This is a genomic window from Arthrobacter sp. V1I7 (assembly GCF_030817015.1).
Classification (GTDB): domain Bacteria; phylum Actinomycetota; class Actinomycetes; order Actinomycetales; family Micrococcaceae; genus Arthrobacter.
This window is the reverse complement of sequence record NZ_JAUSYS010000002.1, coordinates 95,056-111,150: the sequence shown is the minus strand read 5'-3', so window position 1 is coordinate 111,150 and position 16,095 is coordinate 95,056. Positions and strand designations below refer to the sequence as shown.

The window sequence follows — 16,095 nt, the reverse complement described above, 5'->3', positions numbered from 1 at the left end:
CCAGCTGTGGGCGCATTTGGGGATCGATGCGCTCAATCGGTGCGGGCCATCCTGTCTGGTCCTCCACGGCCCTAGGCAACGGCACCTCCCTTCCGGAGCACCGCAATTCGCTGGGAACTTAGACCCGCCTCGGCGAGGATCTCGTCAGTGTGTTGACCCGGATCAGCGGCCGGCCGCCGGACGGACGCGGGAGTCCTGCTGAATCTCGGGGCTGGGGCGGGCTGGGTTATGCCGCCGATTTCAATAAAAGAGCCCCGGTGCACGTTGTGCGGATGGTGCGGGGCCTCCGACATGGTGAGTACGGGAGCGAAGCAGGCATCTGTACCTTCCAGGATTTCGCACCACTCGTCCCGAGTCTTAGTACGAAACAGCTCGCCGAGCCTTGCCTTCTCCGGCAACCACTGTGACTGGTCCCATTGCTCGGGAAGATCCTGTTGGTCCAGTCCAACACGAGTGATCAGTTCAGCGAAAAACTTGGGCTCCATTGCCGCAATTGAAACGTATTTTTCATCGGCCGTCTCGTAGACGTCGTAAAACGGAGCACCGCCATCGTTCATGTTGGCTTCCCGTTCCTCGTCCCACTGGCCGCGGCCCAACAGCTCGTACATCATCGTCATCAACAGTGCAGAGCCGTCCACCATGGCAGCATCAACCACCTGTCCATGCCCGGAGCCGCGTGCCTCGAACAATGCGGCCACCACCCCTAACGCAAACAACAATCCTCCGCCCCCGAAATCGCCCACCAAGGGCAGCGGCGGAACAGGCTTTTCCCCGCGACGGCCAATATGCGCAAGCACTCCGGACAACGCGATGTAGTTGATGTCATGGCCGGCGGTCTGGGCGTAAGGCCCCTCTTGGCCCCAGCCGGATATGCGGCCGTACACCAGCGCCGGGTTGCGCTTTTGGCAGATGTCCGGTCCCAAACCGAGCCGCTCCATCACCCCAGGCCTGAATCCTTCGAGGATCGCGTCGGCACTGGTGAGTAGATCAAGCAGAACCGCCTGACCTTCCGGGTTTTTTAGATCAACGCCGATCGAGCGGCGACCCCTCGCGAGGGTTCCCTGGGTCATGGCGGCGACAGGATCGGTCACCGGCTGCCCGACCATTGATGACCGATGCACCGTAATGACATCGGCGCCCATGTCGCTTAGAAGCATTGCACAGAAGGGCGCCGGGCCGATTCCGGCAAGTTCGATGATCTTTACGCCTGTCAGCGGTCCTGTACCGCGGCCAGCCCTCAGTCCACTTGTCATGTGATTGACTTCGATCCGATGCCGCCGGTGCGCTGGGCGGCGCTTGCCATGTACTCTTTCGCCAATGATTTCACTGTTTTGCGGGCAAGCTTGCCGGTATCGGTGCGTGGCAGTCCCTCTCGGGAAATAGCCATCCGGGCCGGAATCTTGAAGGATGCAATCCGGGAGCGGCAGTAGGCCTTCAGTGCGGCTTCATCAATCATGTCCGCGTCCGGGGCCAGAGTCACGAAGGCAACGGCGACCTCGCCCTTGAGGTCATCCGGAACGCCGACGACGGCCACTTCTCCCACGGCCGGATGCGTGCGGAGGAACTCTTCGACCTCGACCGGTGCGATGTTGATTCCACCTGTGCGGATCATTTCACTCGCCCTGCCGACCAGGTGCAAAAAGCCCTCCTCGTCAAAGAAACCAAGGTCCCCGGTACGGAATGCGCCGTCGTCGGTGAAGGCTGCTTGGTTCTGTTCCGGCGCTCCGAGATAGCCGCTCGTTACGTACCCGCGAACGGTGATTTCTCCGACCTCACCGACCGGCATGTCCTCACTGCTAAAGTGATCCCGGATGACCACGGTGTTGCCGCGAAGCGGAGGGCCCTGGCTGGCCATCTTCTTTTCAAGGTCCCAGTCCCAGGGTGTGACGGTACAGCCGCCGTAAAGCTCTGTCGAGCCGTAGGCGTTGCAGATGCCGGTGATGCCCAGGCCAACAGCTGCCGTCTCCACGTCCTTCGACGATCCGATGGTCATGCCCTTGGTCAGACTCCGTACCCGCTCGAGCGAAAATTCTTCGTGTTGGACCAGGGCAGCTGTGATATTCGGCAGCGTGTAGGCGACCGTGCACTGCTCCTTCTCAATGATGGCGAGGGCCTCCACTGGCTCGAAAACCTCCTGCAGGACCAAGGTCGCCCCTGCCGTGAGGCCGACCATCAACGCGTTGGCGCCACCATAGCTCCAGAAGAGCGGGACGGGAACCCAGATGCGGTCGTCCGCTGTCACCGCCATGCGTTCGGCTATGGCTTGGCCGTGGACAAGGGCTGTGCTGTGGTGGATGGGGACTGCCTTCGGCCGCGCTGTTGAACCGGAGGTGTACAGGACCAAGATCGGATCATCACCATTCTGGGGTTCCTGGTCCAGCGACTGGGCGTTGTCTGCCTCCGGGATGAGAAGGTCAGGGAATGAAAGCAGTCCTGGCGCCGGCTCGCTACCGTTGATCAGGACGATCTCGCGCAGACGGTGAAAGGCCGCCGACTTCCAGCCCCGCTGGCGTGCTTCCCACGCTTCGGGGACCAGCTCTTGTAAGAGCGGGTCTGTCCTGCCGGTCTTGAACCCGGAGAGGGCGATGAGCACTTCGCAGCCGCTCTCGGCCAGCAGGTGTTCAAGGTCCCACCTTTTGGCCCAGGTGTTGAACGCGGCAACCCGGCCCCCCGCCAGGATCGTTCCCAAGGCGGCGACGATCCATTCAGGGCGGTTGGTGCACATCAGGCCTACGGTGGTGCCGGGGCTGACGCCGATCCGGCGAAGTCCTGCCGCGAACTGGCGGGCCTGCCGGTGCAGTTCCTCGTAGCTCAATGTTCCGTGCGCCGAGACTATGGCGGCCTCGGGTCCGCGTGATAACGCGTGTCCGGCCAGCAGTCCCGGAATCCGGGAGATCGCTTCGTGGTTCACGAGCTCTTCACCTTGTCGTTCGCAATTGTCGAGTGAAATCATTTCGGTGCCATCCGGATTGCTCCATCTAGGCGGATTACTTCCCCGTTCAACATCGGGTTCAGAACAATATGTTCCAGCAGTGCCGCGTACTCTGCGGGTGCTCCCAGCCGGGCCGGGTGCGGCACCTGCGCCGCCACCGATAGCTTTGCCTTTTCCGGCATGGATGCCATCAGTGGGGTATCGAAGAGTCCGGGCGCCACCGTCATGACCCGGATGGCATGACCGGCGAGCTCCCTGGCCGCAGGCAACGTTAGGGAAACAACCGCGCCTTTGGAAGCAGCGTAGGCAACTTGCCCCACTTGCCCCTCATAGGCGGCAATGGATGCTGTGCAGATGACCACGCCGCGTTCCTGGTCTTCGGGTTCGTTGTAAGACATGGCGTGGCTCGCGTGGGACAGCAGGTTGTAGGTGCCTATGACGTTGACGTCGATAATGAGCTTCGCCTTGTCCCATCCGATCACGCCGTCTCGTCCAAAGAGGCGAACGGGCGGTCCGATTCCTGCCGCTGCCACGGCCACGCGCAGGGGAGCGAGGGCGACAGCCGTCTCGACTGCGCGTTCCACGTCCGCCGGTACGGTGACATCGCCAGCAACGAATTCGGCATTGTCCCCCAATTGTTGTGCCAATTCCTGGCCGGGGGAGCCAGGCAGATCCATGATCACCACTCGGGCGCCGGCGCCGTGAAGCTTGTCCACCGCGGCACGGCCCAGACCAGAGGCGCCACCCGTCACTACTGCCGAGCAGTTGGAAATGCGCACTATCTGCCCCTCCCAGTTGCCGAGGCGGTTGCTCGGACATGTCCTGCCGACTCAATGTTGTATTCGGCCACGTCTGCGTGGCGAAGCCTGTGCCAAAAGTCGACCACTTTGAACGGATTGTTCACCACTACACGGCCCCGTGAGTTCCGGTAGTAGACGTCCATGCCTGGGTGAGTCCAGACCATAGCATTGTGGGCTGCATCGACCTGTTCGTTGTACTTGTCGTGCACGTCCTGGCGGCATTCCACAGAGACATAGCCGTTTGCGAACATCTGCTTAAGCAGGTCCATGATGTAGTGCATTTGCAGCTCCATGAGGAAGAGCAGGCTTCCGCCGTGACCGAACTGCGTATTCGGGCCATAAAGGCAGAAGAAATTGGGGAACCCCGGGATGGCAAGGCCAAGGTACGCGCGGGCGTCATCGCCCTCCCACGTCTCGTCGAGGCTCTTCCCATTGCTTCCCGTGATCGCCATGGGGGCGAGGAAGCGCACGACATCGAATCCGGTCGCGAGAATGACGATGTCCACCTTGTGCTCGGTGCCGTCGGCAGTGACGACTCCTTCCGGCCGGACCTCGACGACGCGCTCCGTCACCGGCTTCACATTCTCCTTTGTCAGCGTCCGGAACCACCCGTTGTCGAGCAGCATGCGTTTTCCAAAGGGCGGGTATTTCGGCAAAACCGAATCCAAGAGGTCCTGGCGGTCGCCAAGTTCCGACACAATGTGCCTGGTGAAGTACCGCCGGTGCCCGTCATTTGCCTCGTTGATCGATCGCTCCGGGTGCGGCCAATCTGGGTCCTTCTGCAGCGATTCATGGATGCGGTCGTTGAAGACCCATGCAAGGCGCAGGCGGTACCACTCCTCATAGAGGGGCACAGCCAGGAAAAGCTGTCTCACCCGCTCCGGCACAGGAACCTTAAACTTTTCGAAAGGCGCAGCCCACTGCGGCGAACGCTGGAACACGACGAGAGACTCAACCGTGTCGGCAATGGCCGGAACGATCTGCATGGCGCTGGCGCCATTCCCGATCACGGCCACCTTCTTGCCGGCCAGCTCCAGGCTTTCCGGCCATCGGGCGGTATGGGCGACTGGACCATTGAAACTATCAAGACCCTTGATGTTCGGCATCTTGGGTTTGTTGAACGCCCCTACCGCACTGATCACGATGTTGGCGGTCAGTGTTTCGGTCGAGCCATCTTTCCTCCGGACTTCCAGTAGCCAGCTCGCTGCGTCGTCGTTGAATGCCGCTGAGGTTACCTCCAGGCCAAACCGTATGTTTTGTCGGACCCCGAAGTCGTCGGCCACCCGGTTGAAATACTCCCGCAGCTCCTCCTGGGCAGCGAAAAAACGCGTCCAGTCGTTCTTCGCAAAGGAGTACGAATAAAGGTGGCTGGGAGTGTCTACACCGGCTCCCGGATAGCGGTTTTCGAACCAGGTCCCCCCGACATCGTTGTTCCGCTCGATGATGACGTAGGGGATTCCGGCCTCCTGCAGTTTGACGGCTGCACAGATGCCTGACGCGCCTGCACCGATGATCACGGCGTTGAAGCCCTCCGGGACCGTCGTCGCAGTGGAGGCTGGGGTCAGCTCATTCGGTGGCCTCTCATCCAGCCCAAGCTCGTGGGCCATCATGTCGGCATACTCCAGCGGCACGTTCTCGCCTACCGAAACACCAAGCATGTCGACAAGCATCTGGCTTGAGGGAGCGGGAATTGCCAGGGGAGTGCCTCGGCGCCACGCCAGGATGGCCTCAAGCGCCCTCTGGCGGATCTCGGTCTGTACATGGCTGTCAAGGCCGCCGTCATCGTTGTCTCCCAAACCCCTGTTGCGGGTAGGGCGGTACGGGTCCTCCAGCCACCGCTGGTCGCCCGTCATCTGGACGAGGACCATGAGCAGCGTCGGGATATTGGCAATTTCGATAGCTTCGGCAATCTGCTGATCGCTCATGCCGGCTTGGCCGTCAAACATGGTTCTGCTCCTGGATAATGTGACTCAAGTACCCTACTTATTGATCGATTAGTAATTGAAATCGTATAGGGCTGTGCAGTCTCTGGTCAATAGAAATGCACAGTGGACAAGCACTTAGTGCTGTGCCCGGTCGGCGTATTTACTCCACCGCACCCGGACTTCCTGCTGGCAGCTGGTCAAGGCCTTTCAAGAGGGCTCCAAGAAAGGGTCTGGACCCGCCAAAGTTGCGCAGGATGCGTGCAGCGCCGCCAGCTTAAGGTTGTACCACACCAGGGCGCATGGACTGCGTGCCAGGTCAGCTGCGTGACGACTAGCGGCTTATCGGCCGAATGCATCAGCGCGTTCGCAGGCGCGACCCAACTCCACGTCTCCAAAAGCCTGTCGGGCAGGTGCGAGGCTGGCCTCTCTTCTACTACCCCGCCCCTGTGGTCCATGGGGCATGCGGGTATCCGCCGCTTGGCGAGCCTCCGGAGGGTCCGAGTGGGTATGCGTGGACGCGAAGCGACGCTTTGTACCGTTGATTTCAGGTGTTTGAATTTCATGTATGAGCAGAGGGAAGTTCGCGTAGCTGGGGAAGCCCTGTTCATGTTCATCGGCCGGCGCTTCCACGCCCGTCGGCAGAGCGGCGGTGGGCTGCGGCCATCGCCGAATGGAGCCCCTCCGACAGCGTCGGGTGGGGGTGCATGGTTGCGAGCACATCTTCAAGGCGGCTCGCGGTTTCGACTGCGAGGGCAGCCCCGGCAATGAGATCAGTCGCTCCAGGGCCGGCGAGGTGGACGCCGAGTATGATGTCTGTCTGGGGGTCGACGACAACTTTGACGAGGCCGGTCTCTTCGCCGAGGATGACTGCGCGGCCGTTGGACGAGAATCGGCTCCGGCCGACTCTGATTGAGCGCCCCTGCCGTTTTGCTTCCGCTTCTGTCAGTCCGACGGATGCCACTTCTGGGTCGGTGAATGCGATTAAGGCCGTCCGCGAGTCTGCTGCACTGGGCCGTCCGGCGAGCACTTCGGCAGCAACCCGTCCTTCTGCTAGTGCCCGATGCGCAAAGGGGAGTCCAGCAGTTACATCGCCCACCGCAAAGACGTGTGGCACCGATGACCTATTCTGCTCGTCAACCTCAATGTGGCCAGTCTCGCTTACCCGGACGTCGAGAAGGTCGAGCTGGAGGTCGTCTGTGAGCGGAACTCGGCCCACGTTTACCAGGAACTTTTCGGCGAGCACACGGTCGCTTGTTCCGTTGGATGCAACCAAGAGGTCGCCGTCCTCCATCCCAGTGGCCCTGGTGCTTAAACGTACATCGATACCAAGAGACCGGCCCTTCGCTATGACGAGCTGGGCGAGATCGCGGTCAAAGCCAGCAAGTATTGAGTCGCTCGATTCGATGATCGTCACCCGGGACCCGAACCGCGCAAACGCCATCGCCAGTTCCATCCCGGGGTAGTCACCGCCGACAATGCACAGGCTCTCCGGCACTTTCTGCAGGGCGAGCACACCGGTGGAATCAAGAACGCGCTCATTGTCGACTGTCAGGAAATCGAGCGTCGCGGGCGCAGAGCCTGTGGCGATGACGGCATGTTCGAAGCGCAGGTAGCTGGCGTGGGCACCGCTTTCGATGACGACACGGTTCCTGTCAAGAAACCGCGCCGTACCAGTTACGACCCGCACTTTGGACAGCATTGATCTCACTCCGCCCGCGAGTTGGGCGACGATCTCGGTACGTTGTGTCTGCAGCGCCGGCAGATCGATGCTCAGGTCGCTGCCCGACAGATAGGCCAGCGTGTTCGAACGCACGAGGTCGCGGGCTGCAGTTGTAAATACTTTCGAGGGGATGCAACCAGTGTTGAGGCAGACGCCGCCGAGATTACCCTGTTCGACAAGCGTGACATCCTTACCGAGCTCGGCGGCACGGGCGGCGGCACTGTAGCCGCCGGGTCCTCCTCCGATCACAAGAACGTCGATGGATTCAGCCATTTCACCAACGACCATGTCAGCGGCCTTCCACGAGTAGGTAGATGGGGTGTTCCAGCAGATCAATCACTGCTTGGCAAAACCCGATGGCAAGGTCACCGTCAACGATCCGGTGATCGGAAGAGTAGGAGATAGGCAGCATCATGCGCGCGACGATCTCGCCGTCACGCACCACTGGTTCCAGGGAAGCGCGTCCGAATCCGAGGATCCCGGACTCCGGTGTCCGAATAATTGGCGTACCGAATTTTCCGCCAAGGGGTCCGTGGTTTGTAATGGTGAACGTTCCATCACTCAAGTCCTCGAGAGCGATCCCGCGGACACGTGAGGCCGCGGCGAGTTCATTAAGCTCACGCGCTATAGCCAAGAGAGGTTTTTGATCGGCATCCTTGATGACGGGGATGACCAGTCCGTCCGGGGTATTGGTGGCGACGCCGATGTTCCGGCGGCCGCGTACGATGATTTCCTTCGCGTCGGCATCGAAGCTGGAATTAGCCATTGGGTAGCGGACGAGGGCGAGTGCCGTTGCCTTTATCAGGAACGGCGTGAGGGTGATGGGCGTGTCCGCTGCAACGTCCGATGCCTGCAGCGTCTTCCTCATTTCCAACAGGGAGCTGACATCAGCCGAAAGGAATGTGGTCGTGGCGGGAATCTGTTGGACAGCTTGAACCATCGCCTCGGCGGTTCGTCTCCTCACGCCACGGACCGGAATATGCTCATCCGCCCCGTGCCCGAATTTGGGGACCGCCCGTTCCGCTATAGCGTCGGCAGCGCCAAGGATGTGGGATTGGCCGGGAGATGCTGCCTTCGCACCGCTAGCGATGTCACTTTCAGCCGTACGACGAGCAGTCGCCCGGACGTCGTCGTCGGTAACTCGGCCGCCGGGGCCCGTACCTGGCACATCAACCAGCGTCACCTTGAGTTCCCGCGCGAGCCTTCGCGTTGCAGGGGTGGCTGCCGGCGATGGAGGCGCCTGCTCCGAAGTCGTGGCCGCTGGCAGTGGAGGCGCCTGCTCCGAAGGGGCTGTGGCGGGGGGCGCCGTCTTGGACTGCGTTGCATCGGTGGGGCCTTGCTCCTGGCTAACTCCACCGTCATCAATGATCAGGAACAGCTCGCCGACCTGCACTATGTTGCCTTCTTCGGCGCCGAACTGCGCAACTACGCCGCTGGCGGGCGCAGGCATAACGACGACGGCCTTGCCGGTCTCGATCTCAGCGACGGGCTGATCTTCTGCAACCGTGTCCCCGACGGCTACTAGCCATTTCACAATTTCGGCTTCAGCAATGCCCTCGCCTACATCGGGGAGGTTAAAAACGAATGGCATCTTGTGTGTCCTCAAAAATTTAGGGTGCTGCGAATTCCGCGCAGCACACGTTGGGCATCAGGAATGTAGTGGTCTTCGAGGTGGGGCACTGGGTACGGTGTGTCATAGCCGGATACCCGACACACGGGGGCCTTCAGGTAAAGGAATGCGTCGTTGGCTACTGATGCAGCAACTTCAGAGGCGAACCCTCCCGAGAGCGGTGATTCTTGGACGATCACCACCCGCCCGGTCTGCTTGACCGCATCACGGATCGTATCGGTGTCGAGGGGAACGAGTGATCGGAGGTCGATGACTTCGACGTCGGTCCCCTCTTCCGCGGCAAGTTTCGCCGCCTCGAGTGCAACTTGCACCATGGCACTCCAAGCTATGAGCGTGACATCCCTGCCCGCCCGTGCGATGCGCGCCTTTCCGAACGGCACTACGTGATCTCCGTCGGGAACCTCGTCACGTACGAGCCGGTATCCACGCAGCGGTTCGAGCATGAAAACAGGATCGGGATCCCTGATTGCAGCGGCCAACATCCCGCGCGCATCGGCCGCTGTTGCCGGGGCAATGAGCCGAAGGCCAGGACTGTGGGCGAAAAGGGCTTCGAACGCGTCAGAGTGGAGTTCCGGGGTGCGGACGCCGCCTCCGTACGGGGCGCGGATGGTGACCGGCATAGTCAAGGAACCCCTTGTCCGATACCGCATGCGGGCCAGTTGGTTGCCGACCTGGTGGAACGCCTGTTGTGTGAAGCCGAGAAACTGCATTTCGACAACCGGAATGAGGCCGGAGGCCGCCAGTCCGATGGAGGTGCCGATGATGCCGGCTTCGCTCACCGGCATATCGAATACTCGGCTCTTCCCATATTTCGCTTGCAGGCCGTCTGTCGCCCTGAACACCCCGCCCGACTGCCCGACGTCTTCACCGAGCACGATGACGCGCTCGTCCCTCGCCATCTCTTCGTCGAGCGTACGGCGTATGGATTCAACGACGGTCATTGTGCTCATAGCTTCTCCTGCATCTTCCTGAACTCGTCGCGCTGCCTGCGCAGACGCAGGTCGGGGTGCGCGACGACGTGGTCAAAGATTGTCTCGGGATCGGGGCGAGGAGTTGCATCAAAGGCGCGCACTGCCTCCTCGATCTGCTCGTCGCACCACTGGATGCAAAGCTGTTCCCGATCGTCGTCCCACAGTCCTCGTGATGCGAGCCATATACGGAAGCGCTTGATCGGATCCCGCCGCTCCGCCTCCGCAACATAGTCAGCCGGCACGTAGCGCGTGGGATCGTCAGCTGTGGAGTGGGCTCCCATTCGAGTGCAGCGGGCCTCGATAAGTGTTGGGCCCTCTCCTCGTTCAGCCCGGGCACGGGCTTGGGCTACCGCTGCGTAGACGGCGAATACATCGTTGCCGTCGACTGTGACTCCCGGAAAGCCATAGCCCGCGGCGCGCTGGGCCACGGATGTGGCTGCCGATTGCTTCTCCCAAGGGATGGAGATGGCCCACCCGTTGTTTTGGCAGACGAACACAACGGGCACGTTATGCACGCCGGCGATGTTGAGTGCCTCGTGGAAATCACCTTCATTGGAGGCGCCGTCGCCGAATTGGGTCAACACAACCCCCGGCTTCCCCTGCAACTGCAAACCCCAGGCTTGCCCGACGGCATGTGGCAGGTGCGCCGCGAGAGCGACCTGCTGGGGCCATAACCGTCCGTTTGCCGGAAGGTCCGCGCCGGCCGGATGTCCCATCCGATTGAGCAGGTAGGTGGAGAGCGGCAGGCCCCAATGGAACATCGCGAGTTGCTCGCGATACTGCGGAACAAAATAGTCGATGTCGAGGTTCATCGCGAACGCGCTGCCGACCGAGGCCGCTTCTTGGCCCGACAATGGAGGATATGTTCCCAGCTTGCCCCGACGCTGCAGGGCTATGGCCTTCTGATCGAGGCGTCGACCAAGGCACATCAGGCGAAACATGTCGGCAAGCCTGTCATCGGCGATCCCGGGGAGCTCGCCCACCAACTCTCCGGATTCGTTGAGTACCTGCGAAACCTTCAGTTCGTGCCGGCCAATTGGAGATACGGTACCGGTTTTCATGCCTTTTCCTCCTCGGCAGTAAGCGTTGGATTCCGCCGTATGTCGTCAGCCTGGCGGCTCCGTGTTTTCCTGCCCCTTCTTTGACGCGCCGCAACGGCATCGACGACCCCGACGAGGCCCTTCGGTGCGAACAACACGATAAGCACGAAGAACAGGCCAAGAATGAAGAAGGGCTCGGCAAGAACGTTGGCGACGCCCGTAGGTAGGCCGTCTAGAACGCCGGAGGTCGAAAGCTCAGGGAGCCGATACGTGATGATCACATACAGGAGTCCACCGATGGCCGCGCCCCACAACCGACCTTTCCCGCCAATAACCACCATCACAATCAGTGCAAGGCTGAACTGTACTGATGCGCTGGACGGGTTAGCGCCGCGCACAACAAGCAGGAAGACAGATCCGCCTATCGCGGCGAGAAAACCACTGAAGACGAACGCCATCAGTTTGTAACCATAGGGAACCATGCCCAGGGACTCGACACGCGATTCGTTTTCGCGGATGGCCTGCCAGACGCGTCCGGCGCGGGACCGTATGGCAATTAGCGCGAGCACGTAGGCGAAGACGGCGAAGAGCAAGGCCAGCCAGTAGAGCCACCGGGCGTCCCTCGCATTGGCCAATAGCCCCGGAACCTGCTTGAAGACCAACGGGAGCCCTTCATCGCCACCGGAAATATCGAATGAATCCGTCAGAAGCAAGATGAACAGCGCTTCGGCGAAAGCCAGCGTCACCATGGTGAAGGCCAAGCCTTTTACCCGAAGTGAGAGAGCCCCGAGACCTGCTGCGACGCCTGTCGACAACAGAACCGCCAACCCAGCCGCGATCCAGTAATTGAACCCTTGACCCATGACGATGTTGGTGCCGTACATCGAGATCGCGAACACCATCGCGTGCCCTGCGCTGAGGAGCCCCGTGTAACCAAAAACGACATCATACGAAATAGCCAGCCCAGCGTATACAAGCCCCACGGCAATGATGAGGAGAGAAGCCGGGCTGGATAATGGCCCAGGCAGCAGGATTGGCACGGTGACATTGAGTATTGGGAACACGGCAAAGAGCGCGAAGGCGGAGGCGCCGATGAGGATGGCAGGCGATGGGCGCTGTCCCTTGAGCAGAGACCTTGGCTTCAACGTTGGCGACGGACGCGACGTGTCAGCGATGATAGATGTGTTCATGCCGTCCTTCCGAACAGGCCTTGGGGCCGAATGAGCAGAACCGCAGCGAGCAATGCAACAACGGCAATGTCACCAAGGCCAGTGCTCAGGTAAAAATTCACCAGCTGTTGGATGAACGCCACAAGCACCGCGGCGACTGCAGTACCTGCGACCGAACCCAGACCGCCGATGATAACTACGATGAATGCGAAAATCAGCTGGCTCTGGCCCAGGCTCGGTGTAATACCGTTATAGAAAACGGAACCAAGAGCACCACCTATGGCAGCGACTAAAGCACCGATGCCAAAGACGACCGTAAACGTGCGTTCCACGCGGATACCCAGGGCACGTACCATCTGCCGGTTCTCAACTCCGGCGCGGATAACGAGACCGAACGGCGTGGAATTAAGGAACCAGAGCAGAGCGACCAGCACGATGAGGGCACCGCCAATGATCAGCAAGATGCTATTGGGAATTTCCGCGCCTGCGATGGAGACCACATCCCTAAACCACTCCGGCTGCTTCAGCTGCCGCGGGAAGTGTGTGAAGAGCCCGGCGAAGAGGCCTTGCAGTGCGAAGGCGAGCCCAAGCGTCACGAGGATCTGAGCGAGGTGATCACCATAGTTGCGGGCGATCATGATCTTCTCGATCAGCACTCCGCCCAGGAAACCTACCAGCGCAGCGGCGAGCACGGCAATGATGAAGCGCAATACAAGCGACGGAACCGGGAAATATTCCATTGTTGTCCAGGCGACGTACCCGCCGACACCGAAGAACGCACCGTGGGCGAGGTTGAGGACGTCCATCAGGCCGAAGATCAAAGAGAGCCCGGAGGAGACGAGGAAGTAGAGCCCGGCAACCCCGAGACTCGTGATGAGAATAACGACGGTAGTAGTCATGCGCTGTTATCCGTTCGAAAGATTCGTGGTTCGGACGTCGAGTTTGCTCACGCGTGTAGCGCCCGATACACCCAGATACAGGCGTGTCATTTCAGGATCGGCTACCAATTCGCTCATAGGCCCGGCAAATACGACCTTTCCGTGATCGAGCACGACGGCGTCGGTCGCCAGCCGCTGGGCGACTCTGACGTTCTGCTCGACAAGTAGAACAGTCGAGTCGGTTGCCGCATTTTCAAGGGCAGCGACCATGTCAGTCACGACGATCGGAGCAAGACCCTTGCTTGGCTCGTCGACTAGGAGCAGTCGGTTCCGATTCAGCATGGCCCGGGCAATCGCGATCATCTGCTGCTGGCCGCCCGAGAGGGATCCTGCGCGCTGTTGGCTGCGCTTGAGCAAGTCCGGAAACAGTTCATGAACTCGCCTAAGTCGTTCAGCTGATTCCGCTGACCGTGCCGCGAGTCTGAGGTTTTCGGCGACAGTGAGGCGAGTGAAAACTTCCCTGTCTTCGGGAACAAACCCAATACCCTCGCGGACGAGCATGTCGGTCGATCGGCCGATCGTCTCTTCACCGGCGATCCGGATACTTCCCTTCGCCTTAAGGATTCCAAGAATCGCGAGAAGGGTGGTGGTCTTTCCCGAACCGTTGCGCCCGAGCAGGGCCGTGACGCGGTTGGGTTTTACATCGAAAGAGACCCCGTGGAGCACATGAGCCTCACCACGGTAGACGTGCAGGTCCCGCACGCTGAGTAGCGGCTCCGTAGGCTCGGCTGACGCTTTCATAGTTCCGGCCCCAGATAGGCCGCTTGGACGCGTTCGTCAGCCATGACAACTGCAGGAATGTCGCAGACGAGTAATTGGCCGCTCTGCATTACCGCAACCCGATCGGAGACGTCGATCACCAGGTCCATTCGGTGTTCAACCATAATCACCGTAGTTCCTGAATCGTGCACGGCGCGGACGACATCGACCATTGAGTCGATGTCTTCCGCAGAAACACCGGCGGTCGGTTCGTCCAGAAGCAGGACGCTTGGCTGGCTGCACAACACAAGCGCGATCTCAAGCTTTCTCTTGTCGCCGTAAGGCAAATCGGATACTTGGTCTACCGCCCGGCGCCCGAGACCGACCCTTTCAAGACACTCACGCGCCTGGGAAGTAGCTCCATCGTTTGTCGATGGAGCCTTGAAGATATTCATGCTGCCCCTGATGTTTGCCTGCGCGGCTAACCTCGCGTTTTCCAGGACCGAAAGTCCTTCGAACAGACTCGACGTTTGGAACGTCCGGGCGATACCTCTCCGAACCCGGTGTGCGGCTCGAAGCTTCGTGACGTCATCGTCCTTGAGAAGGATCGAGCCGGCTGTCGGCCGGACTGCGCCCGATAAAAGGTTCACGAGGGTGCTTTTGCCCGCCCCATTGGGGCCGATCACCGAGAGAAACTCTCCCTCGCGTACATCAAGATCGACGCCATCAATGATCGTGAAGCCGCCGACGTGCCAGCTCAATTCGCGTGCGCTGAGCACAGTTGCCCGCTTCACCATGTCGGTGGACACCGCCGGCCCGTTCATTTCCTAATTTCGTTCTCGGGCGGTGCGATCTTGTCACCCGGAATGGTGTCTTTGACCGAGGCCGACTGGGTTCCTGAAGCGTTGTCCAGGGAGGCAAGGAACAGGTCTTGACCCATGGCATGATCTGAGGCGCGGATTGCCATCTTCCCCTTCGGGGCCTCGAAGGACCAACCCTCCAGCGCCCTAATCATGCCCGACACGTCGTCCGGTCCTGCTGTCTTAATGGCGTGGACGACCATCTGGGCTGTCACGAAGCCGTCGTGAGTCGAGAGGTCAGCCCCAGGTGCCTGTTCTGTGAGGCATTTGTTCAGCTCGCTGTCAGAAGCCCCCGGGAAGTAATGGCTCACGAAGGTAATGTCTTTTGCCGCCTCCCCGTAGACCGGCCAATTCTTCTTCTCGACGAGGAGCGTTGCCACCTTTGTAGAGGTGAGCACTTTTTGCTGGACGAGGGCTTGCCACATCGCCGCAGAGGTATCGCCGTAATACACGACGATCAGCAGGTCCGGCTTCGCTTCCACGACTCTGCGGGCATACGCGGTGAATTCATTAGCGTTGAGCGGAACAAGCACCGGAGTGACGGTCGCCTTGTCAAGGATCTTAGTCGCGGTCTTTACGTAGGTCTGCCCGAATGCATAGTCTTGGGCGAGAATGACTACGTTACCGGTGGCATTTGGGAGGACGCTGGCGAGGGCGGCCGTTTCTTGGTAGGCCTGCCGCGACGAGCGGAAAGCGTTCTCATTCAAGCCCGTCATTTCGTCCGTACCCGCCGCGCCTGAAATGAACAGCACGTTCTGCTCTTCGGCGAATTTCCCAATCTGCAGGGATATACCGGACGATGACGTACCGACGATTATGTTCTCGCCCCTGCCAACCATGCCGGTCGCGGAGGTGAGGGCCTTGGTGGCATCTCCGCCATCGTCCTGAACGTCGAACGAAACCGGATGTCCGTCGACGATGTTGGTTCCGTTCGTGCTGCAGAAAAGGCCTGCCTTGAGACCTTCCTGAATCATCTTCCCGTAGGTACCGAGTGGGCCGGTCAACGACGTCGGTACACCCACCACTATGGGTGTACCTCCGTCATTGACCGTTGTGCTGGTGCCTGACGCGCAAGCAGTGACCGCGACGAGCAGTGCCGACGTGCCAAGGGCACCCAGGATGCGGGTTTTGCGACTAATCATCTTTGACTTGTCCTTCTGTTGAGGGGCAGGCTTCCTGCGCTGGGCGGTGCCCGGACCGTGCTCGTCTTCAAAGGCGAAGACGCTGTTGCTGGAGTTCTTTGCTCATTCCGAATAGAACGACGCAGAAGTGTGCGCGATTGTCTGGCTTCCGTTCCCCGTCTGTGGTCGCGTTGCGCGATCCGCTGCTTGCTAAACGATCAATAAGTAACGTAATCGTGAGCCACACCACTGTCAAGACTTTCGCTCAAACGAGCATCTTTGTACCGGCA

Annotated in this window: 13 protein-coding genes; all 13 read right to left on the bottom strand. The window is 60.4% G+C overall.

All coding sequences use genetic code 11. From position 1 onward, the window contains the following. Nucleotides 1-71: 71 nt before the first annotated feature. The 13 genes from QFZ69_RS22965 to QFZ69_RS22900 all read right to left on the bottom strand — a co-directional run bounded on the left by QFZ69_RS22965 (nucleotide 72) and on the right by QFZ69_RS22900 (nucleotide 15,826). Nucleotides 72-1,253 (bottom strand): CaiB/BaiF CoA-transferase family protein, encoded by a 1,182-nt coding sequence (locus tag QFZ69_RS22965; RefSeq protein WP_307000713.1) that lies wholly within the window; start codon nucleotides 1,251-1,253, stop codon nucleotides 72-74. Next, on the bottom strand, nucleotides 1,250-2,911 hold the full coding sequence (locus QFZ69_RS22960; protein WP_307000710.1) for a class I adenylate-forming enzyme family protein: 1,662 nt from the start codon (nucleotides 2,909-2,911) through the stop codon (nucleotides 1,250-1,252). The genes QFZ69_RS22965 and QFZ69_RS22960 overlap by 4 nt, the downstream gene beginning before the upstream one ends. Before the next feature lie 38 nt (nucleotides 2,912-2,949). Next, entirely contained in the window at nucleotides 2,950-3,711 is a 762-nt protein-coding gene (locus QFZ69_RS22955) for an SDR family NAD(P)-dependent oxidoreductase (protein WP_307000708.1), read from the bottom strand. Next, a complete protein-coding gene (locus tag QFZ69_RS22950; protein WP_307000706.1) occupies nucleotides 3,711-5,678 on the bottom strand; it encodes an NAD(P)/FAD-dependent oxidoreductase in 1,968 nt (655 codons plus the stop codon). Before QFZ69_RS22950 ends, QFZ69_RS22955 begins: the two co-directional genes overlap by 1 nt. Nucleotides 5,679-6,267: 589 nt before the next feature. Next, nucleotides 6,268-7,665 carry a dihydrolipoyl dehydrogenase gene (lpdA, locus tag QFZ69_RS22945; protein WP_307000704.1) on the bottom strand — a complete coding sequence of 466 codons (1,398 nt, stop codon included), beginning with the start codon at nucleotides 7,663-7,665 and terminating at the stop codon, nucleotides 6,268-6,270. A 1-nt stretch (nucleotide 7,666) separates the two neighbouring features. Continuing rightward, entirely contained in the window at nucleotides 7,667-8,968 is a 1,302-nt protein-coding gene (locus QFZ69_RS22940) for a dihydrolipoamide acetyltransferase family protein (RefSeq protein WP_373463164.1), read from the bottom strand. An 11-nt stretch (nucleotides 8,969-8,979) separates the two neighbouring features. Then, the gene (locus QFZ69_RS22930; protein ID WP_307000702.1) at nucleotides 8,980-9,957 is read right to left on the bottom strand and encodes an alpha-ketoacid dehydrogenase subunit beta; all 978 of its coding nucleotides are present in this window, start codon (nucleotides 9,955-9,957) and stop codon (nucleotides 8,980-8,982) included. Then, entirely contained in the window at nucleotides 9,954-11,039 is a 1,086-nt protein-coding gene (locus tag QFZ69_RS22925; RefSeq protein ID WP_307000699.1) for a thiamine pyrophosphate-dependent enzyme, read from the bottom strand. The genes QFZ69_RS22930 and QFZ69_RS22925 overlap by 4 nt, the downstream gene beginning before the upstream one ends. Then, nucleotides 11,036-12,208, bottom strand: a complete 1,173-nt coding sequence (locus QFZ69_RS22920; protein WP_307000696.1) for a branched-chain amino acid ABC transporter permease — start codon at nucleotides 12,206-12,208, stop codon at nucleotides 11,036-11,038. The genes QFZ69_RS22925 and QFZ69_RS22920 overlap by 4 nt, the downstream gene beginning before the upstream one ends. Then, nucleotides 12,205-13,086 carry a branched-chain amino acid ABC transporter permease gene (locus QFZ69_RS22915; protein WP_307000694.1) on the bottom strand — a complete coding sequence of 294 codons (882 nt, stop codon included), beginning with the start codon at nucleotides 13,084-13,086 and terminating at the stop codon, nucleotides 12,205-12,207. The genes QFZ69_RS22920 and QFZ69_RS22915 overlap by 4 nt, the downstream gene beginning before the upstream one ends. A 6-nt stretch (nucleotides 13,087-13,092) precedes the next feature. Next, a complete protein-coding gene (locus QFZ69_RS22910) occupies nucleotides 13,093-13,866 on the bottom strand; it encodes an ABC transporter ATP-binding protein (protein WP_307000692.1) in 774 nt (257 codons plus the stop codon). After that, on the bottom strand, nucleotides 13,863-14,633 hold the full coding sequence (locus tag QFZ69_RS22905) for an ABC transporter ATP-binding protein (protein ID WP_307000689.1): 771 nt from the start codon (nucleotides 14,631-14,633) through the stop codon (nucleotides 13,863-13,865). Before QFZ69_RS22905 ends, QFZ69_RS22910 begins: the two co-directional genes overlap by 4 nt. An 11-nt stretch (nucleotides 14,634-14,644) precedes the next feature. Continuing rightward, complete coding sequence (locus QFZ69_RS22900) at nucleotides 14,645-15,826, bottom strand: substrate-binding domain-containing protein (RefSeq protein ID WP_307000687.1); 1,182 nt, start codon at nucleotides 15,824-15,826, stop codon at nucleotides 14,645-14,647. Between the last annotated feature and the right edge of the window lie 269 nt (nucleotides 15,827-16,095).

Coding starts and splice junctions, on each gene's coding strand:
- QFZ69_RS22915 (WP_307000694.1), bottom strand. CDS start 13,086: ATGACTACTACCGTCGTTATTCTCATCACGAGTCTCGGGGTTGCCGGG.
- QFZ69_RS22930 (WP_307000702.1), bottom strand. CDS start 9,957: ATGAGCACAATGACCGTCGTTGAATCCATACGCCGTACGCTCGACGAA.
- QFZ69_RS22920 (WP_307000696.1), bottom strand. CDS start 12,208: ATGAACACATCTATCATCGCTGACACGTCGCGTCCGTCGCCAACGTTG.
- QFZ69_RS22925 (WP_307000699.1), bottom strand. CDS start 11,039: ATGAAAACCGGTACCGTATCTCCAATTGGCCGGCACGAACTGAAGGTT.
- QFZ69_RS22900 (WP_307000687.1), bottom strand. CDS start 15,826: ATGATTAGTCGCAAAACCCGCATCCTGGGTGCCCTTGGCACGTCGGCA.
- QFZ69_RS22965 (WP_307000713.1), bottom strand. CDS start 1,253: ATGACAAGTGGACTGAGGGCTGGCCGCGGTACAGGACCGCTGACAGGC.
- QFZ69_RS22950 (WP_307000706.1), bottom strand. CDS start 5,678: ATGTTTGACGGCCAAGCCGGCATGAGCGATCAGCAGATTGCCGAAGCT.
- QFZ69_RS22910 (WP_307000692.1), bottom strand. CDS start 13,866: ATGAAAGCGTCAGCCGAGCCTACGGAGCCGCTACTCAGCGTGCGGGAC.
- QFZ69_RS22940 (WP_373463164.1), bottom strand. CDS start 8,968: ATGCCATTCGTTTTTAACCTCCCCGATGTAGGCGAGGGCATTGCTGAA.
- lpdA (WP_307000704.1), bottom strand. CDS start 7,665: ATGGTCGTTGGTGAAATGGCTGAATCCATCGACGTTCTTGTGATCGGA.